Genomic DNA, 25,399 nt, shown 5'->3' with positions numbered 1-25,399 from the left:
CTAGTTAACAGCTCTCTTTCGGATAATCATCTTTCCGAGGGATACCAGTCCCCTCGATGAGACCGCGCTTCCAAAAGCGAGCGTTCCAAGCTTTCCTCCGGCTCCTCCAAAATGATTGGCGCTATATATGAACATTATTCCCATAATCAGCGCACTGAAAAGAACTGCCTTTTCGCTCCTTAACTTCTCTCTGGAAGACATACCGACAAAGGAGGCAGCCATCACAACGGCCGCCAGTTCTGCCGCGTTTTCGGCTCCAAATGCAGGCAGTAGCAACCCTCCAAGTAGACTCACCAGGCTGGATGCAACGACGGGACCGTTTTTCAGTCTTATGGACAACACATACGTCAGTACTGCTGAAGCCAGGCTGAAGAGCATTATACTTATCCCGAAGTGACGAAATTCGAGCAGTACGTCAATCAGTTCACATCTAGAGCTTGTAGAAACTATTATCCAGCTGCTGAACGCTATTGCCCCAAGCTTTCCCCCATAACCCTCAAAGACGTCCCTGGCGATGAAGTATATTGTTCCTGCGATCACCCCTGCCAAAACTATGTGTCCTAAGTCGTGAAGAACATCGGGAGAGACCATTCCAACGAAAGCCCCGCAATAGATTTCAACAGCGTGGTCCTTAACTAGCGCAGCACCAACAAGACCAACGAGCGCTGCGGCCACTATCGCTCCAAGCCCAAGATAAATGCTTACAAAATACGCCGTCAGTGTGCCTGCGCTAACCCAAACCAGCGAGGTCACATATCCCATAAGGCTTACGTCAGATGAAGGTTTGGAGGGAAACTCTCTGAAAGCCTCCCATACGAATCCGACAACGATTATCGAAAGAAAAGGCACCATGATAATCTCGAAATCCAGCGATGAAACTGCTGTTTGAACAAACAGAAGAAGGGTCATAAATACAAGTGATGAAAAACCTAGCCATCTCATCTCAAGCTCCGAATAATTCGCAAGAACTCCCAGAACCACTGTTCTTAAGCGAAATCAACTCCCCAACGGCAAGTTAAGTTTCAAAGGATCATCAAACACAAGTCTTTGATCTTCAATGAGAAATCCGATGGTTATTCGATCATAATAACGAGAGCAAATTAGACTACATGCGTTTGTTTGGATGTATAGACTTTTATTGCTTTGAAATTATTAACAGGTTGACATTTTTTCAAAGTCCTCCTTGCACAGAATTCAGTAGTATAATGATTATATCGTACCATCATTTACAAGCCTCCTAGATACCCGATTGAATTCAGCGACCCTCTAACTGGAGCTTTTTGCTGAGTTCTTGTAGATATGCGAAATGCAAACGGAGTTGGGTTTCTTCGAGGCAGAAGGGACTGGTATACTTGGAAAGACACTTCAAATTCTTGATATTCATTTCTTCTGTTGTGGTTGTCGTGATTCTCTCGGCCTTTTCATTCACGGCAATGTGGGAGGACCCACCTATCGTTCCCGGAAATGGTGTAACCGAGATAAAAATGCTGAGCGAGTGGTTGCCATCGATTGGAGGAACCATGCTGGACACGGAAGTGTACATTATCAAGGGTTCTGAAGAGGGCGGCAAGTTCCTCCTTTTGGGCGGAACACATCCGAACGAACCGGGGGGAACTCTCGCGGCCGTAGTCTTCGTCGAGAATGTGTCTGCGATCTCGGGCACTATATACGTAATACCACGTTCCAACCATAGCGCCTTCACCCACAACGATGCGATGGAGGGAGCTCCTCAGTTCTTTTCTATAGAATTGCCGGACGGTACTGAGAGAGTATTCAGATTTGGCTCTCGAAGGACTAATCCTATCTCTCAATGGCCTGATCCTACTATTTACCTGCACCCGACAGGCGCTACGCTTGGAGGAGGAGAAGTATCGAACTTGAACAGGACTTTCCCCGGACGAGAAGACGGTTATTCTACCGAAAAGGTGGCAGCCGCTATTATGAATCTAGTGCTCGAAGAGGAAATAGATCTGGTTTGCGATCTACATGAGTCTTCGCCAGAGTACCCTGTAAACAATGCAATCGTCTTTCACCAGGATTCCGCAGAACTGGCAATTATGACTCAGATGATGCTTGAGATGGAAGGCATCGACATCAGACTTGAAGAGTCTCCAATCAATCTCAGAGGGCTTACTCACAGAGAGATCGGGGATAATTCAGATGCTCAGGTTGTTCTTCTAGAAGTATCAAATCCTTCACAGGGAAGACTGCGGGGAAAGACAACGGAAGATCTCGTGACAAAAGGGATCGACAAGTTCTACTTGCAGGCTTCCAAAGATGGGAAATTGTTCGCTCCATATGACGAAACAGGTTATCCTCTTGATCTCAGAGTAGCGAGACATGTTGCAACAATAAGAGTTCTAGTCGATTCCTGGAACATGATGTTTCCCGAGAGGATGATCCTTCTTTCGGACATTCCGCCCTATGAGGGGCTGGTTGATGGTCTGGGGACTTATCTTAATCCAGTTTCATGAGAAACACACATTTCTAGATTGGAGGGGAAAGAATGAAAAAAGTAGTATTGCTCGTTACACTTATCGCCTTCACGTTCACGGCCTCTTTTGCTACCGTGACTGCTCCGACTGTTGCCTCAAGCAATGGAATGGTGGCTGCAGTCAACAATTACGCAGCCGAAGTAGGCGCAAAGATTCTCGAGATGGGAGGCAACGCTGTTGACGCTGCCATTGCCGTGAGTTTTGCTCTTGGCGTTGTCGAACCCTACGCATCCGGCTTGGGCGGAGAAGGCTATGCAGTGATCACAATGGCCGACGGAAGCAAATTCGCTATCGACTTCAGGAGTGCAGCTCCGATGGCAGCTTCTTACGAAGCTCTTTCCGAGCTCGGACTTACGATAAGCAAAGCCAATTACACTCCAAAGGGAGCCTGTGTTCCCGGAGTCCTTGCCGGAATAAAGGAAGCCTGGCTGTTGGGAGCAACACTTCCTCTGGCAGATCTCATTCAGCCCGCGATAGACCTTGCAAGAGATGGATTCATAGTCGACCAAACGTTCGCCCAGACTACTTCCGACAAGTACGAACTTGTTCTCGAAAACGGCTTCGATTTCTTGAACGAGGGTTTTGTCTGGGAAGCCGGGTCAGTATTCACAAATCCCCAGCTGGCAGAGACTCTTGAAAGGATAAAAGAGGAAGGCATCGATACATTCTACACTGGAAGCCTCGCAGATGAGATAGAAGAGTTCATGATTGAAGTCGGCGGTTTTATGAGAAAATCGGATCTCGAGATGTACAGGGCTATCGTTAGAGAGCCGCTTCACGGGACTTACAGGGGATACGATTTTTATGTTCCGCACCCGCCGGTTTCCGGCCCTCAGCTTATTGCCGTTCTCAATACTCTTGAGAACTACAATCTTCCCGCAATGAGCTGGGACGATCCTCTGGCAGTTCATATTATTCAGCAGGCGCTGGTTCTTGGAGACGTCGACAGAAGAGCTTACATAAGCGATCCGGAGTTCTACGATCTTCCTTATGAAGCCTTCATGAGCAAAGAATATGCCAAAACAAGATTCATGGCGATCGATCTGTCACAGGCCTTCGATCCAGCTTCCTACTATGACTATCAGGGAGACGCCTACCCATTTGCAGATGGATCAACTTATGAAGAGGTCCTACTCGAAGCTCTCGAGTCGGTAGCCGCTAATGAAAGCGGAGTGGAAGAATCGCCATCGACAACCCATTTCTCTATTGTTGACAAAGACGGAAACGCCGTTGCCTGGACCCAGACGATCTCGAGCTTCTTCGGTACAAGCGTTTATTTCAAAGGATTCTTTTTCAACAATGAGATGGCCAACTTTGCCTCCTCATACAGAGAAGGAGACGTCATCAACCTTACCGGGGGAATGAGACCGAGAACGACAATCTGTCCGACAATAATTCAGAAGGATGGAAAGGTTCGCTGGGTAATCGGTACACCTGGAGGCGGTAGAATAATATCCACCATGGTTCAGCTGGCAGTTGACCTTATAGACTTCAACATGCCTGTGGATCAGGCAATAAGAACGCCCAAGTTCGTTGGTTACACAACTTACAAGGATCTTAGAATTGAAGAAGGCTATCCACAGACTACACTTGACTTCCTCGAAAAGGTTCTTGGACATCAACTGAATGTATATTCATACCCCGATCTCTTCTTTGGCGGGCCGAATCTTGTTTCTGTTGAAGAAAACGGTTTGATGATAGGAGCCGGCTCCATAAGAAGATTAGGATCTGCTTCCGCACCGGAATTTTGAGAAATAGAAAGGATGATGTGATTTGAAAAGGCTATTGATTACGGCACTACTGATTGTCTTTTTTGCACTCTTAGGGTTTGCTGCAGAGGGAACCGAAGAGCAGTTAATTCTTGAAGAACCAGTTGCAGTTACTTCGGCCGGGCAATCTCCTGGCGCGCTTCAGTTCACAGTGGTTGCAAAGATGATCAAGCTGGAATACACTTTTGAAAAGCTTCTTAGCGTAGAGACCGTGGACATTTCTCAGTTCAAGACCCTCGTGCTGGTCGTTGGAGCCAGCGGAAAAGGCCTTGGGGCTGCCAACATAGATATCGAGGCAGAGATCCGGAGAGTGAAGTCACTCGCCGAAGCGGCTGAAGAAAGAGGTGTGAAAGTAGTTATCTGCAATCTGGAAGGCGAATCGAGAAGGGGTCCGTCTTCCGACAGAATAGTCACCGAACTCGCACCTTTTGCAGATGCATACTTTGTAAAATCAGACGCCGATCTAGACGGTTTCTTCACATCGTTCAGCGAAGAGGCCGGAGTTCCCCTGGCAACTTTTGAGAAGACAATTGACCTGAAAGACGTACTGGCCGAATACTTCGGCAAATAGCAATATGAATAGAAGGGGCGCGTTCTTGCGCCCCTTATTTCTTTGGAGGAAAACTAATGAGAATAAAAGCAATTTTGATTGTGGCTCTATTTCTAACTTCTGCACTCTTCGGAAGTTTTTTCAGACCGGATGTGCGTCCCGGATACGGTGTCACCGACATCGGTTGGTTATCTGACTATTTCTCTCCGCTGCGAAACACGAATATGGATACTCCCGTGTATTTCATGGACAGCGGCATCGAAGGACCGACCTTTCTTCTAATGGGAGGAACCCATGCTAGAGAGATTTCGGGCACAACCGCAGCGATAGTCTTCATAGAGAATGTTACAGTTACGAAAGGCAGGGTAATCGTACTTCCCTTTTCAAATATCAGCGCGGCTTCAATACCTGACGAGACGGGAAAGGCACCTCATTTTATACCTATTGAAAGCAGGTCCGGCAAAAGGTTCTTGGTGTATGGCGACAGAAGAACCGATCCGGTTGATCAGGGCATTCCTGATCCTGAGATCTTCAAACATGCTCAGTCTGATTTCACTCTCGACGATGGGGCGGAATCCAGGAATTTGAACAGGCAGTATCCGGGAGTTGCAGACGGAAATCCTACTCAGCAGCTTGCCTACGCAATAATCCAGCTCGTGAAAACCGAGAACGTCGATTTCAATCTTGACATGCATGAGAGTGGAACGCCTGACAGCTATATCGACAGCAAAGGAAATGAGCGGTCCGGCAGCAGTCTGGCTTACACACTGGTTTGTCATCCCGATGCTCTTGAAATCGGAGCAGTAGCGATTATGGAAATAGAAGCCTTCTATGGTGTTTCAATGAAGCTCGAAGAATCAAACAGGGCCTTCAGAGGCTTAAGTCACCTTGAAATCCGTGACGCAACTGGTTCGCTTTCATTCCTTTCGGAGACACCAAATCCCGGACAGGATTCATGGAGAGATAGATACGACGTTATCAACGATCCCGACTATCCTTTGAGCCACAGGGCAGGTTTACAGCTTCAGATAATAAGATCTCTTTTTGGTGCTTACGAAATGATGATAGGTGAAACGATTGAAGTCGAAAATCTTCCGTCTTATGAAGAAGTCATGCAAAACGGGATATTCTCTTACTTGAACTGAATTTCCGGGGGTGAATGTCATCTATACGCCTGAAGTCTGGTATTTTTTAGTAATGCTGATAACGTTTGTGGGTCTGGCTGTTATTAAGATCCCTATTTCCGTTTCATTGATGTTCTCCGCGCTGGCGGGCTCGATCGCCTTTGGGGAGTTCTTCCCTCTCAGGCATCTCGTCGAAGGTGGTTTTGGTTACATTGACACCATACTTGTTATTGGTTCTGCTATGATTTTTATGGAGTCAATCAAAGTGTCGGGCCTTCTAAATACAATTGCAGGAAACATGACGATCGCCCTTCACAAGAAACCAACCTTTCTTCTCGTATTGCTCACTTTTTTCATAATGATTGCCGGTATGATAACCGGGTCGTCAACAGCTACAGTTCTTACTACCGGTGCGATTGCCTTCCCGGTGCTGAAGAGTCTCGGATTGAGCAAGCGAAGAGCTGGTTCAATAATCGCAATGAGCGGAATCTATGGCATGATTGCACCTCCGATAAACTTGCCCGCAATGATCATCGGTCAGGGCGTCGACATGCCTTATATTGGATTCACCACCCCTCTTCTTCTGATGACCTTCCCACTGGCAATTGTCACCTCGCTCATTATTGGAGCCCGCCAGGTAAAGCCGGTCGATCTCGAGGAATTCAGGAAAACTAGAGAGAGGGAACCAATCAAGGGCTTTGCAGTCTACTTGCCGCTGATTCTTATGGTAATACTTATGGTTCTGGAAAACGTTAGTTGGGGATTCTCTCTCGGTCTACCCCTGATTTTCATGCTCTCCGCGATAGTAGCGACCATAACGGGAGCAAAGGGCAATCTCCTTAAGATTTCGATATCGGCCATACAGAACTCTCTTGGTATTCTTTCGATACTAATCGGTGTGGGAATGTTTATTCAGATCATGACGCTGAACGGCGTCCGCGGTCTCATTGTGGGCTTCCTGAATGGCCTTCCGCAAGGAGCTCTGTTGGCAGGAATCGCTCTTGGCATTCCGGCATTTGGTGCTGTTTCTTCTTATGGCTCTGCCTCAGTGCTTGGAGTTCCCTTCTTGCTTGCCTTTCTTGGCAACAATGATATCGTCGTCTGTTCGGCTCTCTCTCTGCTCGCCGGCCTTGGAGATATGGTGCCGCCAACTGCCCTTGCCGGCATATTCGCCGCTCATGTGGTCGGAGAGAAGAACTATTTCAAGATCTGGCTGAGCTCGATGCCGGCCTTTTTCATTACGATGATATTCGCTACCATTACTATAATCTACTCAAACGCGGTAGGAAGATTCGCAAACAGCTGGTACTTCTATCCAGTTTTAATAGCTGGTTTTGTAATCGTTGCGATTGCGCTTCTTCTAGTAGATAAGAGAAAGGAGATGCCAGTGTCGTGACATTTATATATATTGCAATTGCAGTGTATCTTGCTTCTGTTTTAATATATTCGGCTTACAAGACAGCCAAGAAATGGGAGTGGGTCATGAGCGCCATGATACTCATCCCGCTAATCTTAAGAATCTTTCTTATTAAGTAGGGCTTCCTTACCCGGAGAGTTTTTCCAGAGTATAATTTCTCTAGCTAAACTCTTCGGGAGGAGTAGTAGTTGCAGATTAAACGAGACAGTCAATTCTACAGATTCGCTGCGTACGGTTTTCTGAAGAACCTTCGTTTCTTTGATCCATTCTTGATACTGTTCTTCAGGGAGATGGGACTTTCCTTTCTCCAGATAGGAACTCTCATTTCCGTGAGAGAGGTGGCCACGAATTTCCTTGAGCTCCCAACTGGAATTATCGCCGACTTGTACGGAAGAAGGTTATCTATGGTGCTGTCGATGGTGTCCTATCTTTCGTCCTTCATTGTCTTTTACTTCTTTCCCAGTTTTTATGTCTATATGATAGCCATGATAGCTTTCGCATTCGGGGAGGCTTTCCGAACCGGAACTCACAAAGCAATGATACTGGAATACTTGAGAATCAATGGGATGACCGACATGAAGGTTCATTATTACGGAGCGACTCGAGCGGCATCACAGTTGGGATCGGCGATCAATGCTTTAATAGCCGCCTTTCTGGTATTCTACTCGGGCAGCTACAAGATAGTATTCCTCGCTTCTGTCCTTCCTTATGCCGCCAATCTCGTCAACCTGATGCTCTATCCCAAGGAACTTGACGGCGAGTTGGGAACCGGAGAAAAAAGAGAAACGATAAAAGCCTTCCTGGGTATTTTTAGGAATGGAGACGCTCTCAAAGGGGTGCTGAATTCCTCTCTTTACGATGCGTTTTTTAAAGTCGTAAAGGAATATCTTCAGCCGATCCTCAAGGCCCTGGCTCTCGGATTACCAATAATGATAGCATTCAGCGCAGAACAGAGGACGTCCGTAATCGTAGGCGTAGTTTACTTCGTTATCTACATTGCCACTAGCTATGCATCCAAAAACGCTGGAAAACTAAGCGGCAAGTTTGGAAATGAAGCGAGAGCGCTAAATTACACCTACATTTTCGGTGCAGTTCTAATCATATTTAGCGGTATTTTTCAGATCTTCGCTTTGCAAGTCTTGGCCGTTCTCATCTTCTTCTTCTTGTTCATCCTTGAGAACTTCAGACGCCCCATCAACATTAGCTATATCAGCGATAACATAGATCATAAAACGATGGCTTCCGGTCTCTCGGTAGAATCACAGTTGAAGACTCTGCTGATGGCGATATTCGCTCCCTTGATTGGCTTCATGGCTGACAAACTGGGAGTGGGGTTGGCAATTACGATAGCCGGAGCAGCTATGCTCTGTCTCTTCGCTTTCGTTAAACTTAACCCTCCCAAAAACGTCAAAGATGTTGAAAGCGAAAAAGCTTAACCGTTAGTAAGTCTATTGGGGGTGATTAGTCTTGAGAAAGGTCTTCATATCAATGATTTTATTCTTCCTTTTGGTAACCACAATGGTTTTCACATCAGAGACCGAGAGGGTCGCGGGAGATATTGAGAGGATTATTGTCACTCAGGTTTCTTACGGCGAAAAGAACGGTGAATGGACAGAAGTGAAGAGAGAGACAAAGAGGATAGAGGTGTTCTCTCCGGAAGGTAGACCGGTGATTACCGCTCTCCACATGAACGGCAAAGAATACAGCAGAGTTGAATACACATACGATGCCAGCGGTTTGCTTCTGGAGAGACGATATTACAGGAACGCAAGTGCAAACTTCACTTCCAAAACACAGTTCAGCTATGATTCTTCTGGCAGGGTCATTGAAGAGAAGACCTATGAATACTGGCCTCCGCTTCTGGGACCAGACAGACTGGTCGAGAGAGTCGAGATCACTTATGAACGAGAAGGTCGGGAGATACACAGAGTGAGGACAAATCAACTCGGCGCGGTTCTTTCAAAGACCAACCGCATTCTTGACGAAGACGGTAGAGTTCTGGAAGAATCCGTTTTTGATGGAAAAAACAAGCTTACTTCGAGGACAATTTACGAATATGACGACTCTCGTCTTTCGAAGATCTTTTCAATAAACAACCTGCTTCCTCTGAACGAAGAAACGATAATCAGCGATGTGGATTTCATTTTCGATAGAAAAATCAACACTTTCTCAGGCGGATCAGTCGTTCAGAGTCTAAGAAGAGTATCGGACGGGTACTTTGAAATTGTCGAAAAGCGTGAAATGGAAGAAGAGGTGGAAGGGACCGTCTGGGTATCACTCCCTGTGGAGCCCTTCTATGTCTCTCTAGAATACTCGGGCTCCCTCAAGACAACCATTTCAAGAAATGCTGAGGGAGAGGTTGTTCTTCTTGAGGCCTTCTGCGGAGAAGAAACAGTGGTGATTGCTGAATACAGTTATGATTCAACCGGCTTGATTACCTCCAGAGAATACATTGCGGGAGAACTCCACCTCAGGATCGAATACGCTTTCGATTCACGAGGAAACTGGATTGAAGAACGGCTGTATAAAGAGAAAAGCAATGAGTTCAGGCTCTTGTCAGCAATTGAGAGGATAATCGAATACTATTGAAACGAGCTGCTTGCATCAAAGGTCCAGAAACTCCTCATTAAGACTTTCCACGTTACTGGAGTCAAGAGCTGCATAAACAGGCAGATCGAATAAGAAGTTAATCTGCCTCAAGGAATCTCGATTTGATTTTCTTCAAGATTGAACTGAGCATCTCTTTGCGAAAATAATTTCGGAATTCAGTCTCTCTTTATCGGCACTCCTTCGCGGGTGATAGAATCTTACTAGTGGGAGGATATATATGAGAATCACGCTTTTCATCGGTCCTTCGGCCTCCGGAAAAACGGAAAGAATGCTTCAAGAGCTAGAGGCAGCGCACAGGGAAGACCCGTTTTCCTATTTTTTTGTCGGTCCTTCCGGAGATCATGTCAGATATGTCAGAGAAAGCTTTATTTCAAGAGTTGGAACGATTCCCGCTTCCAGATTTCTTGCGATGGATCAGTTTGCCGTCGAGCTTTTCAGCGCACTTAATCCGGCATCGATCCATGTGGGAAACCATCTGATAAGAATGGAAATTGGGGATATTCTCGATCAAATCGGAAGAGAAGAACTCGCCGATTCGCCGGTATTCGTCGATTATCTGCTTGAAATGGTGCACGACGTAAAGGAAAACGGTGGTTTTGGAGAGATGTTCTCTGAAGACGATGAGGTGTCGGCGATTCTCGAGTCAATCTATGTCGAGCTTCAGAACAGATTATCAAAGAAGGGAATTTTTGACACTTTCGATGCTTACACTCAAATCGATGACTGCGAAAGGGATCTCAGATGCGGGGAGTTCGGCAGGTACTTATTCCTCGACGGGTTCCACGACTTCAGTCACGCCCTTAAGCATTTCTTCAAGGCCGTAATTCCAGCTTATGACGAGGTCTTCATCACCGTTCCCCAAGAGCCCGGAAAGGAGTTCCTGTTCTCGAATATCGATTCGATTCTGGAAACGGTAGATGAAATAGGCGAGAATCTTCCCGAACTTGAGATCAGAAGGATTTTTTTCGAGAAGACTCCTCCTTCCAGTGGATTCGAGAGTTTCAAAGACTCTCTTTTCTCATCCGCATGCGGAAAGCAAGCCTGCGCATCGGTCGATATAGTCGTTTACCCCGATATCTTTGCGGAGATTGAGGGCATATCGAGGTTTGTGAAGTCCTTGCTTATATCGGGGTACGAACCGGGCGACATTTCAGTTGTCGCTTCGGACTTCTTCGCTTACAGAAAACTGCTCTCGGGAAAGCTCCGCGAGTATGGGGTTCCCTGCAGAATTGAAGGTGATGAGCAGCTTTACTCCTCTCTCTCGATCAGAAGGTTGATTCTTCCTCTAGAGACTGCTGTTCTGGGTTTCCCGCCTGAGAAGATCATCGCGATGGGCGACTCAGGTTATGGAGGAGAAATAGATTCGAAATTTCTTGAGTATGTATCTTCAATGTCTAGAATAATATACGAGAGGGCAGGTCTCAGGCTGTCGCTCCAAAAGAGAAGACTCTCGTGGCAAGAACACCTTGGAAGGCTTGTTCATCACATTGAAGCGAGGCGCGAGGCCATAATCTCATTGGCCGAGGATGAGCTTGAACTGAGCGCTGCAGAAGAGCTTGCCGGAATCGTTGAACGTATTGAAGGCGATCTTCTGCCCGCAATTGAGAAGATTTTCAGCGTTCTTGAACCTTTCAGAAGCTTGAGAAAGAGGTCGGTGGGAAGTTATCGTGAAATGTTGATTGGCTGGGAGAAGGAACTCTCACTGACAGATACTTTTGATGAGTATCAGATTGATTTGCAGGAGCAGGAATTCGCGGCAGTTAGAAGGCTCTTCGATAACACTCTTACAGATCTGGAGAAACTCCTCAAGTTCATGGGCAAGGAGCTGATCTCTCCGCAAGAGTACTACCGGTATCTAATGGTTGTGCTCAGGCATGACAAATTCCCTCTTTCGAGGAGCAAAGCAAACAGAGTCGAAGTGCAATCGCTGATAAATTCGCGCTTTTCGAAGAAGAAGATCAAGCTGTTTGCCGGCTTCGTGGACGGCGCATATCCTCATGTCAGTTTGAATCCATTGTACAGTTTCACCCAATTTGGGGAGATCAAGCCCAGGGATCTTCTTCTGGATGAGGAGATGCACCAGAGACTGAATCTCCACATATCAGTAAGTTCGGCACTTGAGTCTGTAAGGTTTACTCTGCCCGAGTCAACGGTTGACGGTGAACCAATTCTTCCATCTCCTTACCTGAAGAGCGTTTTGGAGAGTTCGGGGTGTGAAATCCTCCGGGAAGGGAGAAGGGCCGGCAGAAGATTCGGATATATCCCGGAACTGGGATCATCGATGAGTGAATCAGAGCTGAAGATTGCGGCAGCAAGACTGTTCAGAAGCGAAGCATGGAACGAGCTTAAGGAATTCGGGCCACTGAAACCGCTCGATTCAGTCCTTACCCAGTTTGGAAGGGAGTTGAGCTGGTCTGTCGAAGATACAGGAGACCTAGGCAGGATCGTCGGCAAAGTCTTCTCATTCTCGCGTCTGAAGTCCTACGACGATTGCCCGTTTTCATTCTTTCTTTCCTACGTTGTAGGTCTCGATGTCTCTTTGGAAAGGATTTTTGAGCTAACAGCCCTCGATGAGGGAAACATTTTCCATTCCGTTCTTAGAGATTTCTTTTCCGGAAAGACCAAGGACTGGCAGAGCTCTCTTTCCGAGAATATCTCCAGACACCTGATGCACGATAGCGAGGTAGTCTTTAGGTTTGAATTCGAAAGGCTTAAAGAGATTCTCAGGGACTACATTACTGAAAGAGAATCCAAGAAACCGAACTTCATGCAGGGGGATTTCGTTCCTTTCGCTTTCGAGAAAGCCTTCGGGATTGGAGATACGAAACCGGTAGAACTGCAGTCTGATTTCTTCTTGAGAGGCAAAATCGATCGACTTGATCTCGATGAATCGAGCCGCGCAATGTATCTCATAGACTACAAAAGAGGCGACAGCGGTGACGAAAAGCAGCTTCTCCTGTATTCTATCGTTGCAGACAAACTCTTTAAAGAGAAAGGATACTATGTTGCAGGGGGGGTTTTCAAGACACTGATAGGAAGAGTAGTTAACAAATCTGCCTTTAGAACGATTTCTTCAGACGAAGAGAAGTCCTGGGAGTTTGCGAACAAGAGAAAAACAGAAAGAATCGTTAGGGAGTCTGAGCTTTTTGAATGGCTCCGGAAGATAACCGAAGGAATCTATTCGGGGAGATTTCCACCCTCGTTAATCCGTTCTTCAAACCAGTGCTACAACTGCAAATTCGCTGCTGTCAAGAGAGCGATCACCTGGAGGGAAGGTGGATCAGATAGTGAATAGCGACATGTTTGTCACGGCTTCTGCCGGTACAGGAAAGACATATACACTGGTTAAGGAGTATGTCGGGGTATTTGAAAGAGCATTCAGGCTTGGCGAGCAGCTTGATGTCCACAACGTGGTTGCTATTACCTTCACGAATAAGGCTGCAAGAGAAATGAAGGACCGTGTAATAAGCGAATTTGATCTCAGGATCTCTCACGGTGAACCGGGGAAGTGGAAGTTCTTGAGAAGCAAGCTCTCATACGCCTGGATCTCCACCATTCACTCTTTCTGCGAAAGGATACTGAGGGAGTGCGCCCTCTTCGCGGGCATAGATCCGGGATTTCAGATTATCAACGGAATGAGGAGATCTTCACTTGAGGAAAAGGTTGTCAGGACTTACTTCGAAGAGAACCTGGAATCTATTGAGCCGCTCATTCGGCTGATGGGACTCGATAAGGCGTTCAGATTGATGAAAGATGCATTGTCGAGGGAGAGGCACTCATTCTATCTTAACCCCTCTCCCGTTGAGTGTTCAGGCAGAGATCTGGGCTCGGATGCCGAAATAATCATCGACGGTTCGAAGGCATTCGCGGAATCTTACAGGGCAGTTCTGTCTGATTACGAAATGAGAACTACGGGTTCCGGCCTCCTGGACTTCGATCAACTCCTGACCAGAACGAGAGATCTTCTGCTGAAAATGCCTGATGTGCAGCAGAAGTACAGCAATCGGTTTAGATACATCTTTGTTGACGAATTTCAGGATACAGATGAGCTTCAAAACGAAATAATCAGACTACTCAAGGCCGATGGCAAAAACAATGTCTTCTTCGTAGGTGACGCCAAGCAATCCATATACCGTTTCAGAGGAGCAGACGTCTCGGTCTTCAACAAGACAATGGATACCTTCAAAAGAAGCGGAGCAGCTGTCAAAAATCTCCGGATCAATAGACGCTCACATCCTGACCTTGTCTCATTCCAGAACAGATTTTTCAAGAGAGTGATGCGAGAGAACCCTGAAGGCCAATTCTTTCGTTCAGTTTATGGGGAAGACGTCGAATCGATCCCTTACGAAATTGACAGCAGCTCCTCAAGAGTGAGAATAATTAGCAGCGACACTTCTGACGACTCAATAGGAGTGGCAAAGACTATAAGGGCGCTTCTCGAAGAGGAAATTGTTTTCAGAAACAAGTCTGGTGAATGCGTGAAGCGTCGAATAACTCCCGGAGACATTGCTATCCTCTTGAGAACATTTTCCAGAGTCTCGAGTTACGAAGCAGCTCTCGAAGAGATGAATATTCCGTTCTACACCGTCGGCAGCAGGAATTTCTACGAACGGCCGGAGGTAACCGGTCCCCTATCCTGGCTTGATCTCCTCGTCGATCCCTTGAATGACAACAATCTCGCGTCATTCTTGCTATCACCGGCCTTTGGAGCTACACTTGATGAAATGCTCTCTCTGAGGGTTAGACAAGGCATGAGTCGTGTTCCGCTGTATTTCGTTCTGCAGGAAAGCAACGATGAAAGATTCGGTCAGTTGAAGGAGCTGCTAGATAAATTTGGGAAGCTCAAACATATGCTCTCCCCGAGCGATATTCTCCAGAGATTTGTTGAAGAAACTGAGTATCTGGCGAAGCTGGCCACACTTAAGTCCGGCGAGAGAATGATTGCCAACGTGAAGAAGCTGATTGAGCTGGCCCAGGACCTTGATAGAATGGGTAGTTCCCTCCGCGAGCTTTCATCAAACATAAGGGCGTTTGTTGATTCAAGTGATGAATCTGAAGCCACTCTCGAGACAGAAGAGTCGGATAGCGTCAAGATACTTACTGTTCACAAGTCGAAGGGATTGGAGTTTCCTATTGTCGTAATTGGCGACATGTACTGGAAAAAAAGAAACTCCAGCAAGCGGCTCTTCTTTGATGAGAAGGGATTTCTCATAACGAAGGATAAGCCCTACAGAGATGAAGAGGGCCTAATTGGACGACTGGCGAGACAGGAAGAGGAAAAGGAACTGGAAGAAGAGAAGCGGACACTTTATGTTGCCTTATCGAGGGCACGAGAAATGCTTATTCTTAGTTTAAACGGAAAAGGAGACTCTTCACGCCCATGGTCAATCTTGCTTTCAGGATCTCTGCTAGAGCCGGAAAGCGGCGAGATAAACAGTTTCTTGAAGGAAATAGCCGAACCGTTCTCTCCGGGGGAATTTCCCTCCCTTGAGGACAGATCCTCCTGGACTGAATTCTCTTTGCCGGAAATCACTTCGGTAATGCCGGTTGCCGACTCTTCTTACGTCAAATATCTCTCGCCGACCTTCATAACTTCTGACTACGAAGCAGAGTTTGAGACTGCATCAGATGCGGGAAGCCCTGACCTCGTGAAGCGAAAGGCAAATATCGGGTTGCTGGCCCACAGCATCTTGGAACCGCTGGGAATGAAAAGTGTTCAAGGACTTCCCCTAACTCTGAAATCGATCATCGATGGAGGAAGACCGGTCTCTGTTGACAGGGTTAGCTTCAGCGACGATGATCTGATTGAAGTGAAGAAAGTTCTCTCCGGACTAGTCCAACATCAAATCATCAAGGAAGTTGAAGATTCTGAAAGAGTGTTAAGCGAATTCCACTTTCAACATGGGTTCGGGAAGTATGTTTTGATCGGAATTGTTGATAAACTATACTTGAAGGACGGAAAGTGGAGGATTGTAGATTTCAAATACGCGAACTGGAGTCCCGGATTCATCGACAAGTACCGATTCCAGATGCGGTTCTACCTCTACATTCTCAGAGATCTCTTGTCCCCCGTTGAAGCTACACTGCTCTTTCTTAAAGACGGAAAGGCAGAGAAGATTGTACTTGAAGATCAAGTGAGCTTCGAGGCGGAACTCCTTCAAATGATCTCAAGAGCTGGAGGCGATACGAATGAACCTTAAACCAACACGTCGCTCTTTTATGATCAGGTACTTCATCTATCCTTACTATTTCTTTCTAGGAATCATATTCTATCTGAACTTTGACCTGTCGGGCATAGACGGAAACAATCGCCTTTTTCTTATAGCAGTCTGGATAGCCTTGACAGTAGTTCCAGGAATTCTACTGGCGTTCTCCCGAAGGAGATTCGGCTGGTTCTTCTGGCCGGCGCTCTTGAATGCTGCCGGCTGGTTGATAAGGTACGTTTTCCCCGAGAAGACCTACAATGATCTCAAACCGTTGTTCGACAATGGGCCGGTACTTCTTTTCACCGTAGCGGGGCTGCTCGGTGTCATCTTCGTGGAGATTTACAGGAAATCTTTCAAGTACGAGTTCAGCGATGCCGGAGTGGAGATTACCCACGGAATGTTCAGCTCAAACTCTCATATGATTGTCGCCAGACACATTACAAACGTCATGCTAAAGAGAAACTTCTTCGAACTCATAATGGGAGTTGGTCACGTGATTCCTGTAACCTCTTCTGGAATGGGTTCGGGAGATAGAGGGGTAATGGGAGGCTTTACGACCGATGCAGGAACTCAGAGCCTTCGTGGGGGAGCCTTTGTGGGAAGCGTCAGCACTGAGAAAGAGTTTGTTGCAAACCCAGCAAACTGCATATATGGCATATCGAAACCGAAAGATGTGATGGAAAAATTAAAGAAAATGGTTTTATAAAGAAAGATTAATGGCGTGCCCGGGGCGATTTGAACGCCCGGCCTCCAGATCCGCAGTCTAGCGCTCTATCCAGCTGAGCTACGGGCACCCATAAACAATATAATGGCGGAGAGAGAGGGATTCGAACCCTCGGAGGGTATAAACCCTCACGTGCTTAGCAGGCACGCGCCTTCGGCCTCTCGGCCATCTCTCCACCCTACAGAGTTCATTCTATCACGGTGAGGTTGTGGTGTCAATGCAACGCAAGTCTTGAAAACCTCTTCAAAGGACACTGGTTAAGCGTTTCCCAACTCTCCTATCTCATTTCTTTGAGTTTGAATTACTGAAATGAGCGGTTCTCTTTTTCCGCCCGAGGATCATTTGCTTGAAGGGATCGGGCCAGCTTCGGTTCAGAAAAAAGCTGGCGAATATGTAATCGCATCTTTCAATGTAAAGGCACAATCATAGCAGGAGTTTTATCCAATGAGCTTTTTCGCCTGATGAGTCTGTGATGTCTCTATTCGCAGCGACCGGTTATCATTAAGGAGGGCTGCTTTCTGTACCTTGACTTAAGTGGAATTCGTAATTTGGAGTAAAGTGATTGCTATTGATCAATGTTCAATGCAATAATCGCCTTGAGCTAAAAATGACGAAGGAGTGTGAACGGACTGAGGATAAGAGAAGTTGAACTAAGAGATGCTGCTGGACTCAAGGATATAGTCGTCGATATCGGATGGTTCAAGAACAAGGGTTTTGAAGAGGAAACATACTTGAAGAGCATTGAAAAGATGGTTCAGTGGAGTGTGGAGAAGGACGATCACCTCATTCTCGTTGCAGAAGAGGGAGACGAGTTGACAGGATACGCCAGCGTGCATTTCATGCCTTATCTATTCATGGGAGGCGCCGAAGGTTATGTTGGAGAGTTGTTTGTGAAAACACCCTGGCGGGGAAAGGGCATCGGAGGAGAGCTGCTGAGAAGGGCGGTAAATGAATCCAAGAAGAGAGGCTGCTGCAGGATAAGGCTGATAAACATAAGGTCAAAAGAGTCCTATCGTCGAGGATTCTACTCAAAGCCGAATTGGCAAGAAAGAACCGATGCGGCCGACTTCATGTTCAGATTGAACGAATCGGAATGAACTGTGCAAACAGGTTGCTGCTCTAGAGTCGAATCGCTTAGGCTTTCAATAACTCTGGATCTCATTTGGTTTTCTAGAGCTTACGCTCATCTTCCCACCGCAGAGCGCTCATGTGCGGTCTGCCGGGATGGCCTGCGGAGTATTTTCACTGTCTGGCTTTTTGAAAACCCTACAACATCTTTCGTGTTATGGGATGGTATCAACTTCACGGACGCTCAATTTGCCGAGCCGGAAAAGGGTCTATAATTTATCTGGAAGGCAAAGAGGTGATTCTTCTGGAGTATCTTGAGAAACTGTTGATCAGAATTGGGCTTGTCTGTATAACGGTCGCGCTTGTTCTATTTCTGCTGCGAAAAGTCGGTCTGAATTTTGGAAGACTTCCGGGAGATATTCACATAAGCAGAAGCAATTTCGAATTGTGGCTCCCGATCACTTCTGGGCTAATAGTGAGTGTTATAATTACGGGAGCCCTTTGGCTCTGGAGAGTAATTAGAAGGTTTCTTTAACCGACGGAGGAAGAATGGGTACTGTATATTTACGGGTGAATTCCGAGAACCCCGATGAAGCAATTCTGAAGAAGGCTGCTGAACTAATCAGGAAAGGCGAAGTTGTCGTTTTTCCTACGGAGACTGTTTATGGATTGGGCGCGAATACCTTTGATGAGACGGCCATCATGAAGATTTTTGAGGCAAAAGGCAGGCCCCAGGACAATCCACTGATAGTTCACATTTCTACCATGGAAATGTTGAAACAAATCGTATCACAAGATGTCGAAAGTTTTTCGGCTCTAATGGATCTTGTCTGGCCAGGGCCAGTGTCGTTGATCTTCGAAAAAAGCAAGGAAATACCTGACTCCGTTACTGCGGGGCTGAAGAGTGTGGCCGTCAGATTTCCTTCCCACCGGGTGGCCCAAGAACTGATACGACTCTCGGGTGTTCCTATCGCAGCGCCCAGTGCAAACCTCTCAGGCAGACCAAGTCCCACAATGGAAGAACACGTGATCGAAGACATGGACGAAAGAGCAAGCTGCACAATCCTTTCGGGTTCGACGGTTTTCGGACTGGAATCTACGATTATTGATCTCTCAAGAGGAAGACCCTCCCTATTGAGACCGGGCCCTATCGACCCGGATCAACTGAAGGGAGTCCTTCCAGATCTTCTTGTCCCGGATTTTGTTTCGGGCAGAAAAGAGTATCTTGGTGATCCAATGTCACCGGGTTTGAAATACAGACATTATTCTCCAGACATTCCATTAATACTCGTCGAAGGAGAGACCGAAATGGTTGTCGCAAAGGTGGGAATAGTGGCTGGAAGAAAGAAGTCTCTCGTTCTTTGTTCTGAAGAAATGAAGGACTATTATCCCGTTCAGGTCAAGAAGGTCGTTCTCGGTTCGAGAGACAACCTCATTGAGGTTGCCTCGAACCTCTTCAAAGAACTGAGAAATAAAGAGAACATGGAATACTCTCAGATCATTGCCGAGCCCTTCCCTGAAACAGGTGTGGGACTTGCAATCATGAACAGGCTGAGGAAGGCGGCCTGGAAAATTGAAAGGACTTAGAATTCAGACTCGGGGAGAGTGGCTAGTTTGAAAAAAAGACTCAAGAATCTTTCGGGAGAGATATTCGTCCTACTGGGAACGGTTATCGTTGCACTGGCTTTCTACCTCGTCTTTACCTGGGGCGACAGGGCCGTGACGATGATCGAAATAACCGTGGTCGAGAAAGTCGACAATTCCGAAGCCGGAAAATCCGATTATAGAGTGACGGCAGATACCGGAGAGGAATTCGTGATCCAAAACGCCGAAAGCCAGGGATTCTATGGTGCTTCAAAGGTCTTCAAGATGCTTGAAGTCGGAAGAACCTATCAGGCGCTTGTAACTGGAAGAAGAATACCCATTCTTGGCATGAAGAGAAATATCATCGAGGCGATACCCTCTCCATGATCTACTCGAAAGTGAATCCATCTTCCAGCAAATCGACACAAGCCCTCGTAACCGAACGATCGTAAAGGGTACCTGCTCCGGAAGTGATCTCTTCTATTGCCACTTCTATTCCAAGCGCCGGTCTGTAGGGTCTGTGCGATGATATAGCTTCGACAACATCTGCCACAGCGATTATTCTTGCCGGCAGAAGTATCTCCTCTCCCTTTAGCCCGTTAGGGTATCCAGAACCGTTTAGCCTCTCATGGTGCTGAATCACGTAGTCGGCGATCGGAAAATCAAACTTGATTTCCTTTAGAACTTCATAGCCAAGCTTAGAGTGCTCCTTAATCATCTCAAACTCTATGTAATTGAGTCTCCCAGGCTTGCTTAGAATCTCGGACGGGATCCAGAGTTTCCCAATATCGTGAAGAAGGCCACTTATCCTTATGTTCTCGGAAAGTCTATCTTCAAGTCCCATTCTCCTGGAAATCGAGACTGCCAGAAGCCCCACTTTTCTCTGATGCCCCGAAGTGTAGGGATCTCTTATCTCCACAATTCTGGAAAGCGCATTAATTGTGCTTGTTAAGGTAGCCTCGAGTTTTTCCTTATTCACCTCGGCCTCTCTTCTCGCTACCCTAAGATCTGTAACGTCTGAGATGAAGCCTTCGACAAACACTTCGCCCCCACTTTCGCCGGCAACTACCTTTCCCCTTTCAAGAACGTACTTCACCTGACCCGACCTGGTCACTATTCTGTACTCTATCTCGTAGCGATCGCCTACTGCAAAGGACTCCTGGATTAGGCCCCACACCATCTCCCTATCCTCGGCGTATATCAGATCCGAGTAAGATAGTTCCTTGTTTCCAATAATCTCCTCTGGCCGGTAGCCGGTGAGCTCTATGATCCCTCTACTGACTACTTCCATGGTCCACTCTCTGTCGTTCTTACATCTGAAAGCGATGCCGGGAAGATTGGAAACCAATCTGTCAAGCTCGGGTTTGCTCTCTCCCAGCTTCGTGCAAGCATCGACTGAATCGCTGACGTCATCATAAACGATTGCAACGACACCTTCGTTAAGTCTGTGAACCGACATGTCTCTCAAGATATCTGTTCTCGAATCCGAGTGGCGCTTCGGACTAATGTGAAGGGGAACACCGGAACTATTGACTTCCCTTATCAAATCCATGATTCCGAAATCAGCGGCACCAAGAATAGCCCGCTCGAACTCCTCTCCGACGAGCTCATCTCTTGAAAGACGCTCTATTCTTAGCGCGGCAGGATTCGCATTGAGGATGGTGCAGCTCCCTCCTTTCGATACACCGCAGAGCAGAATGCCGTTTCTTGCCAGAGAAAAGAGATCACGGTAGCTGGCAGCATCGATACCGGAACTGCGGTCAAGACATGACCGGGAGTCTTCCTCTAAATCCTGTCTAGAATTCGAATCTCTCATTTTCATCTCCAAATTAGTAGATGCTCCGATCATATGGTTCTTAGAGTGTCTACAAAATCACCGACAGAACTCTATTCGATCAGAGGTCTGATTGTATTGCGCTTCTTAAAGAGTCTACAGACCCTTTGAATCCGGTCATAGCACCCGAGCAGAGCATCGAATCGACTATGGCTTCTGCGCACGCCCAGACGGCTGCCCTGAATATTTCACTCTGCGTGTTCCCTTCGTTCATTAAGCTTTGCTCGGACTGTCTGTACTCTATGGATGTAGTGAAAGCAAGTGAAATGTCTCCACTTCCATGGTACCCTGGAGCTCCCAGCAGCCCAATAGCAAGATTCATGTGCCGCGTTACTCTCTTCAACTGATGGGGCATCAAAGGCAGGTCTGTTCCCAGGATCATGATGAGCGATCCTTTCTCCCGATCGGAATCCTGTAGTTTGGGACGCAATTCGAGAGACGGAATTCTAAGGTCGGACGATCTGCCGAAATTCGAAAGAACGAAAACCCCTAAGGTGTATTTCCTGCCTCCGAACTCGACGATTCTTGAAGACGAACCGATCCCGCCCTTATAACCAAAGCAAACCATCCCGGTCCCCGCGCCACAGCTGCCGAGCTGGAAATCCTTTTTCGCGTCCCCGACCGCATCGGTAACCATCTCTTCTTTTATCGCCAGAGCTCGAATTTCATTTAGAAAGCCATCGTTGCACTCCATGACGACTACGTTAAGCGACGACAATTCAGGATTACTCTGGAGGGCGAGCCTTACCGCACCTTGATGTACGGCTCCAATTGAAAGTGTGTTGGTCAGAAAGATATCGCTTTCGATCGTCCCGAGTTCTTCTATCTGAATAAGACCCATCGACTTTCCATAACCGTTGAAGACGCTGGAAGCTGCCGGGACGGGCCTTTCATATACGTAAGGAATCCTTATGACGCTTATTCCCGTTCGAAGATATCTCGGTGAATCCTCAGTCAAAGTGTAATGCCCGACTCGTATTCCCTCAAGATCGGTGATCTTGTTCAAAGGCCCCGTTTCGTAACCGTCTCCCGGGTAAGCGAGCTCTCTATATCTCATCTCTTCACCTATCTTTCGATAATTGATATTGGATCTTGTTTCGAAATCAAGAATCTTGCCGTGATTACTCCGGCCAACATAACAATAACGGTCATTACAGAGATTCTGAAAAGCGTCTCAGGAACTACGATCGAGGAAATGTAAAGTCCCCGAAGAAAGACCGATCTAAAAATCTGCCAGCAGATCGTAGTCAGAAGATATCCAATTGCTGCGCCTAGGAAAAGCACTAATGACAGTTCTCCGAAAAAGAGAAGACCAATCTCATCTCTACTCTGTCCCAAAATGTTCCTGATTGATATCTCGCTCCGTCTCGCCAAGGTCACCCTTGTAACAGTAACCAGACCGATTATTATGACGACGATGTACTGAAGATAGATGATAATCGAGGAAATCAACCCCATGAACTGCGTCTCGGCACGGATCTTCAACTCGAAAGTCTTCTTGTCGACCAATTCCACCTGACCGGCCTCGGAGGCGAAACTTCTCATTTCACCTGCAAGATCACGGTCATCGTATAATACCAGGAGACCGGCAGATTCTATTCTGTCTTGCACTAAGACACCAGCGAGACTTTCTAGATTCGGTAGAACCTCCATCGAAGAGTAATCCAACCCCCTGACAGAACCATTGACAATTAAGTCGAAAAGACTCCTGCTAACATACAGCGTACCGGCCGACGGATCTTCGTCGAATATTGAGAGAAGTCTCGAATGCTCAGTAGATACAACAGGAATGAAGAGTTTCGAGGTGCCGAACATAAGCTTTACATCCAGCTCGAGAAGATCGGCAGGAAGAACAGCCGTCGATTTCGATGAGATTTCTTCAGGAAGCCGGATCTCCTCCAATGCCGAGGTCTGAATATAAGAACATTGATCGAACAACCAGCCGCTGTCTCGAACAGTATCCGTCAATGAAGATAGAAGCAAACCAAAAACGGTCACTAGCACGGCAAGCGCGGTGATGTTAACAAAAAGAGATCTGTAACCATCGCTTCTCAGAGGAAATTGGAGCCAGGGCAAACCGACATTCCTGAATCTGTTCTTGAGCAGACCGACTCTTTCTTCAGAACTCTTCAGAAGACCGACGAGATCTCTTCTCAGATGTCTTCCTATCAGTATCTGAGATAGAACAATCGTAGTGAACGGTATAAATAACGTGCAAATAGATGAGACGGCGCTGTCGCCTATATAAAGTCCATTGGGCGTGAAAAAGCGATCTTCGAATAGTGAAAGAACGGCTCCACCTGCAAGGAGGCCAAGGATCCAACCAGCGATTCCCTGATAAAGCGACTCCAGAAAGAGTCTTACCTTCAAACTCGCGGGAGAATGACCTATGGCAGTAAGGATAGCATACTCCTTCCTTCTTTCACGAATGCTTACCGAATTAAGCATTGTAAGAGCTATTATGAAGACCAGAGAGACAAAGAGATTTGTCAAGAAGACTCCCAAATAGTAGCTTGCGTACTGCCTTTCAAGGGCCTCCCGGGAAGAAACAGGTCCTCTGATCGAAACTGAAAGCTCTTCTCCGATGATCCTTGATCTCAGCTCGTTTTCAACTGCCATTAGGAAACCATCCTCAGCGAATACCAGGAAGCCAAATGATCCCTTGCCCCTCGAAATCCCCGACGGCCCCAGTCCAAACACCGATGGTCCTTCCAGAGATGCGACCACTGTATATAGACCTACGCTCGACATTTCGGAGATCTCCTCATAGACATTTTTCAGATCTACTCCTGAGGCTCTTAGAAATGAATCGGAGACAATAATCTCATTTGTCCCTGGGGAAAATACCGTCCCTTCTGAGATGTAGGCATTGCTCTCCCGCAACATTCGAGATATCTCCGTCTGCTTGATTCCATAAACAGGGAAATTGGCTCTTGCACTTCCGAAAAGGTTGTAGCCGAGATAGGCGATATCTACCGGGATAACATCTGAAAGACCAAATACGTCTTCGAAAATCTCGGTAAGACTATTGTCAATCGATTCATCTCTTCCACTTTCAGAGAGATACTGTACCGTAATCCAGCTCTCATTGATCTTTGCTATCCTGCTTCTCGTCTCTCCGAAGGAAAGAAAGATTGAGCTAATCACAAGGCTCATTGATAAACCAAGAGCGACAACGAATATGAAGACCAGTATTCTGCCCGGTCTTCTTCTGAGATATAGCCACATGTACTTAAGCATTCACACCAACCTCATAGACCTGGCCATTCTCCACTTTGAGTTTTCTTCTGAAATCACCTATAATCTCAGACGAATGAGAAACAAGTATCAGAGTCGCACCAGACTTCGAGCAATAAGACTTCAAGAGCTCTATTACCCTGCTACCATTTTCGTTATCCAGGGAAGCGGTCGGTTCATCGGCGAAAACAACCTTCGGACCGGCTATCAATGCTCTTGCCACTGCTACCCTCTGACTCTGCCCAAGCGAGAGCTCATACGGGAATCGCTTGAGAAGTTGGTTCAATCCAAGCGCAGTAGTGATTTCTTCGAGCCTCTTTTTTGCTCCTCGCTTTTCTTTCAGGGGGAGCAGAATATTCTCCCTGACAGTCAGATGGTTTATCAAGAAGTGTTCTTGAAACACAAAGCCGAACTCTTTGCGCCGAAGTTCGGCTTTTGCGGAAGGAGTAAGAGCCGTAAGCTCCTTGCCTTCGTATTTGACTTCTCCGCGACTTGGCTCCTTTAGTGTGCTCATAATGAAGAGAAGCGATGACTTCCCAGAACCCGAAGGGCCGAATATCCCAACTTCTTCTCCCTTCTCTATCTTGAGGTCAGTCGATTTGAGCGCCGCCAGAGCCTGCTTCTTCGTCTCATATATCAATGCGACTTCTTTCAATTCGAACATTCTACTTCCTCCCTCAAAAAACCTACTGAGATTATCCCATAAACCATGTCTAGTGACAAAGACAAGGCGGATTGATCTTTTCACTAGAGCGAAAAGATTTCTGAGTCTTCCTGATTG

Annotated in this window: 19 protein-coding genes and 2 tRNA genes; 14 read left to right on the top strand and 7 right to left on the bottom strand. The window is 46.8% G+C overall.

The window, feature by feature from the left end; translation table 11 throughout:
- Nucleotides 1-942, bottom strand: a complete 942-nt coding sequence (locus Q502_RS08560; protein WP_133117347.1) for a hypothetical protein — start codon at nucleotides 940-942, stop codon at nucleotides 1-3.
- 410 nt (nucleotides 943-1,352) lie between these two features.
- On the opposite strand from Q502_RS08560, the gene Q502_RS08555 reads away from it, so the two are divergent.
- From Q502_RS08555 to Q502_RS08510, 10 genes are all read left to right on the top strand, one after another.
- On the top strand, nucleotides 1,353-2,474 hold the full coding sequence (locus Q502_RS08555; protein ID WP_207759770.1) for a succinylglutamate desuccinylase/aspartoacylase family protein: 1,122 nt from the start codon (nucleotides 1,353-1,355) through the stop codon (nucleotides 2,472-2,474).
- Between the two features lie 32 nt (nucleotides 2,475-2,506).
- Nucleotides 2,507-4,246: a gamma-glutamyltransferase gene (gene ggt, locus Q502_RS08550; protein ID WP_099830958.1), complete on the top strand. Its 1,740-nt coding sequence runs from the start codon at nucleotides 2,507-2,509 to the stop codon at nucleotides 4,244-4,246.
- A 22-nt stretch (nucleotides 4,247-4,268) separates the two neighbouring features.
- Nucleotides 4,269-4,835 carry a DUF6305 family protein gene (locus Q502_RS08545; RefSeq protein ID WP_099830957.1) on the top strand — a complete coding sequence of 189 codons (567 nt, stop codon included), beginning with the start codon at nucleotides 4,269-4,271 and terminating at the stop codon, nucleotides 4,833-4,835.
- A 56-nt stretch (nucleotides 4,836-4,891) separates the two neighbouring features.
- Nucleotides 4,892-5,959 (top strand): succinylglutamate desuccinylase/aspartoacylase family protein, encoded by a 1,068-nt coding sequence (locus Q502_RS08540; protein WP_099830956.1) that lies wholly within the window; start codon nucleotides 4,892-4,894, stop codon nucleotides 5,957-5,959.
- Nucleotides 5,960-5,969: 10 nt separating this feature from the next.
- Nucleotides 5,970-7,334 (top strand): TRAP transporter large permease subunit, encoded by a 1,365-nt coding sequence (locus Q502_RS08535; RefSeq protein WP_099830955.1) that lies wholly within the window; start codon nucleotides 5,970-5,972, stop codon nucleotides 7,332-7,334.
- A gap of 209 nt (nucleotides 7,335-7,543) precedes the next feature.
- Entirely contained in the window at nucleotides 7,544-8,791 is a 1,248-nt protein-coding gene (locus Q502_RS08530) for an MFS transporter (RefSeq protein WP_099830954.1), read from the top strand.
- 31 nt (nucleotides 8,792-8,822) lie between these two features.
- The gene (locus Q502_RS08525; RefSeq protein ID WP_099830953.1) at nucleotides 8,823-9,944 is read left to right on the top strand and encodes a hypothetical protein; all 1,122 of its coding nucleotides are present in this window, start codon (nucleotides 8,823-8,825) and stop codon (nucleotides 9,942-9,944) included.
- 238 nt (nucleotides 9,945-10,182) lie between these two features.
- Nucleotides 10,183-13,260 (top strand): PD-(D/E)XK nuclease family protein, encoded by a 3,078-nt coding sequence (locus Q502_RS08520; RefSeq protein WP_099830952.1) that lies wholly within the window; start codon nucleotides 10,183-10,185, stop codon nucleotides 13,258-13,260.
- On the top strand, nucleotides 13,241-16,165 hold the full coding sequence (locus Q502_RS08515; RefSeq protein ID WP_243392449.1) for an exodeoxyribonuclease V subunit beta: 2,925 nt from the start codon (nucleotides 13,241-13,243) through the stop codon (nucleotides 16,163-16,165). The genes Q502_RS08520 and Q502_RS08515 overlap by 20 nt, the downstream gene beginning before the upstream one ends.
- Nucleotides 16,155-16,877 (top strand): PH domain-containing protein, encoded by a 723-nt coding sequence (locus Q502_RS08510; RefSeq protein ID WP_099830951.1) that lies wholly within the window; start codon nucleotides 16,155-16,157, stop codon nucleotides 16,875-16,877. Before Q502_RS08515 ends, Q502_RS08510 begins: the two co-directional genes overlap by 11 nt.
- An 11-nt stretch (nucleotides 16,878-16,888) precedes the next feature.
- Here Q502_RS08510 and Q502_RS08505 read toward each other — a convergent pair.
- Nucleotides 16,889-16,965: transfer RNA gene (locus Q502_RS08505), tRNA-Arg, on the bottom strand.
- A gap of 15 nt (nucleotides 16,966-16,980) precedes the next feature.
- Nucleotides 16,981-17,070: transfer RNA gene (locus tag Q502_RS08500), tRNA-Ser, on the bottom strand.
- 445 nt (nucleotides 17,071-17,515) lie between these two features.
- Between Q502_RS08500 and Q502_RS08495 the strand changes: the two genes are divergently transcribed.
- From Q502_RS08495 to Q502_RS08480, 4 genes are all read left to right on the top strand, one after another.
- Complete coding sequence (locus Q502_RS08495) at nucleotides 17,516-17,992, top strand: GNAT family N-acetyltransferase (protein ID WP_243392448.1); 477 nt, start codon at nucleotides 17,516-17,518, stop codon at nucleotides 17,990-17,992.
- A 266-nt stretch (nucleotides 17,993-18,258) separates the two neighbouring features.
- The gene (locus Q502_RS08490) at nucleotides 18,259-18,498 is read left to right on the top strand and encodes a DUF2905 domain-containing protein (RefSeq protein WP_243392447.1); all 240 of its coding nucleotides are present in this window, start codon (nucleotides 18,259-18,261) and stop codon (nucleotides 18,496-18,498) included.
- Nucleotides 18,499-18,512: 14 nt separating this feature from the next.
- A complete protein-coding gene (locus tag Q502_RS08485) occupies nucleotides 18,513-19,550 on the top strand; it encodes an L-threonylcarbamoyladenylate synthase (protein ID WP_099830949.1) in 1,038 nt (345 codons plus the stop codon).
- Nucleotides 19,551-19,577: 27 nt separating this feature from the next.
- Nucleotides 19,578-19,934: a hypothetical protein gene (locus Q502_RS08480; protein WP_099830948.1), complete on the top strand. Its 357-nt coding sequence runs from the start codon at nucleotides 19,578-19,580 to the stop codon at nucleotides 19,932-19,934.
- Nucleotide 19,935: 1 nt separating this feature from the next.
- On the opposite strand, the gene Q502_RS08475 is transcribed toward Q502_RS08480, so the two are convergent.
- The 4 genes from Q502_RS08475 to Q502_RS08460 form a co-directional block, all read right to left on the bottom strand.
- Nucleotides 19,936-21,363, bottom strand: coding sequence for an HD domain-containing phosphohydrolase (locus Q502_RS08475; protein ID WP_243392446.1), 1,428 nt, complete (start codon nucleotides 21,361-21,363; stop codon nucleotides 19,936-19,938).
- A 79-nt stretch (nucleotides 21,364-21,442) separates the two neighbouring features.
- A complete protein-coding gene (locus tag Q502_RS08470) occupies nucleotides 21,443-22,438 on the bottom strand; it encodes a P1 family peptidase (RefSeq protein WP_099830947.1) in 996 nt (331 codons plus the stop codon).
- A gap of 8 nt (nucleotides 22,439-22,446) precedes the next feature.
- Nucleotides 22,447-24,621, bottom strand: a complete 2,175-nt coding sequence (locus tag Q502_RS08465; RefSeq protein ID WP_099830946.1) for an ABC transporter permease — start codon at nucleotides 24,619-24,621, stop codon at nucleotides 22,447-22,449.
- Nucleotides 24,614-25,282 carry an ABC transporter ATP-binding protein gene (locus Q502_RS08460; RefSeq protein WP_099830945.1) on the bottom strand — a complete coding sequence of 223 codons (669 nt, stop codon included), beginning with the start codon at nucleotides 25,280-25,282 and terminating at the stop codon, nucleotides 24,614-24,616. Before Q502_RS08460 ends, Q502_RS08465 begins: the two co-directional genes overlap by 8 nt.
- Nucleotides 25,283-25,399: the final 117 nt, after the last annotated feature.

This window comes from Mesotoga sp. Brook.08.YT.4.2.5.2., assembly GCF_003351125.1.
GTDB lineage: Bacteria > Thermotogota > Thermotogae > Petrotogales > Kosmotogaceae > Mesotoga.
This window is presented reverse-complemented; position numbering and strand designations above follow the sequence as displayed.

Excerpts from the sequence above, each read along its gene's own strand:
- ggt (WP_099830958.1), top strand. The coding sequence starts at position 2,507 with ATGAAAAAAGTAGTATTGCTCGTTACACTTATCGCCTTCACGTTCACG.
- Q502_RS08470 (WP_099830947.1), bottom strand. The coding sequence starts at position 22,438 with ATGAGATATAGAGAGCTCGCTTACCCGGGAGACGGTTACGAAACGGGG.
- Q502_RS08475 (WP_243392446.1), bottom strand. The coding sequence starts at position 21,363 with ATGAGAGATTCGAATTCTAGACAGGATTTAGAGGAAGACTCCCGGTCA.
- Q502_RS08520 (WP_099830952.1), top strand. The coding sequence starts at position 10,183 with ATGAGAATCACGCTTTTCATCGGTCCTTCGGCCTCCGGAAAAACGGAA.
- Q502_RS08540 (WP_099830956.1), top strand. The coding sequence starts at position 4,892 with ATGAGAATAAAAGCAATTTTGATTGTGGCTCTATTTCTAACTTCTGCA.
- Q502_RS08560 (WP_133117347.1), bottom strand. The coding sequence starts at position 942 with ATGAGATGGCTAGGTTTTTCATCACTTGTATTTATGACCCTTCTTCTG.
- Q502_RS08510 (WP_099830951.1), top strand. The coding sequence starts at position 16,155 with ATGAACCTTAAACCAACACGTCGCTCTTTTATGATCAGGTACTTCATC.
- Q502_RS08485 (WP_099830949.1), top strand. The coding sequence starts at position 18,513 with ATGGGTACTGTATATTTACGGGTGAATTCCGAGAACCCCGATGAAGCA.
- Q502_RS08465 (WP_099830946.1), bottom strand. The coding sequence starts at position 24,621 with ATGCTTAAGTACATGTGGCTATATCTCAGAAGAAGACCGGGCAGAATA.
- Q502_RS08460 (WP_099830945.1), bottom strand. The coding sequence starts at position 25,282 with ATGTTCGAATTGAAAGAAGTCGCATTGATATATGAGACGAAGAAGCAG.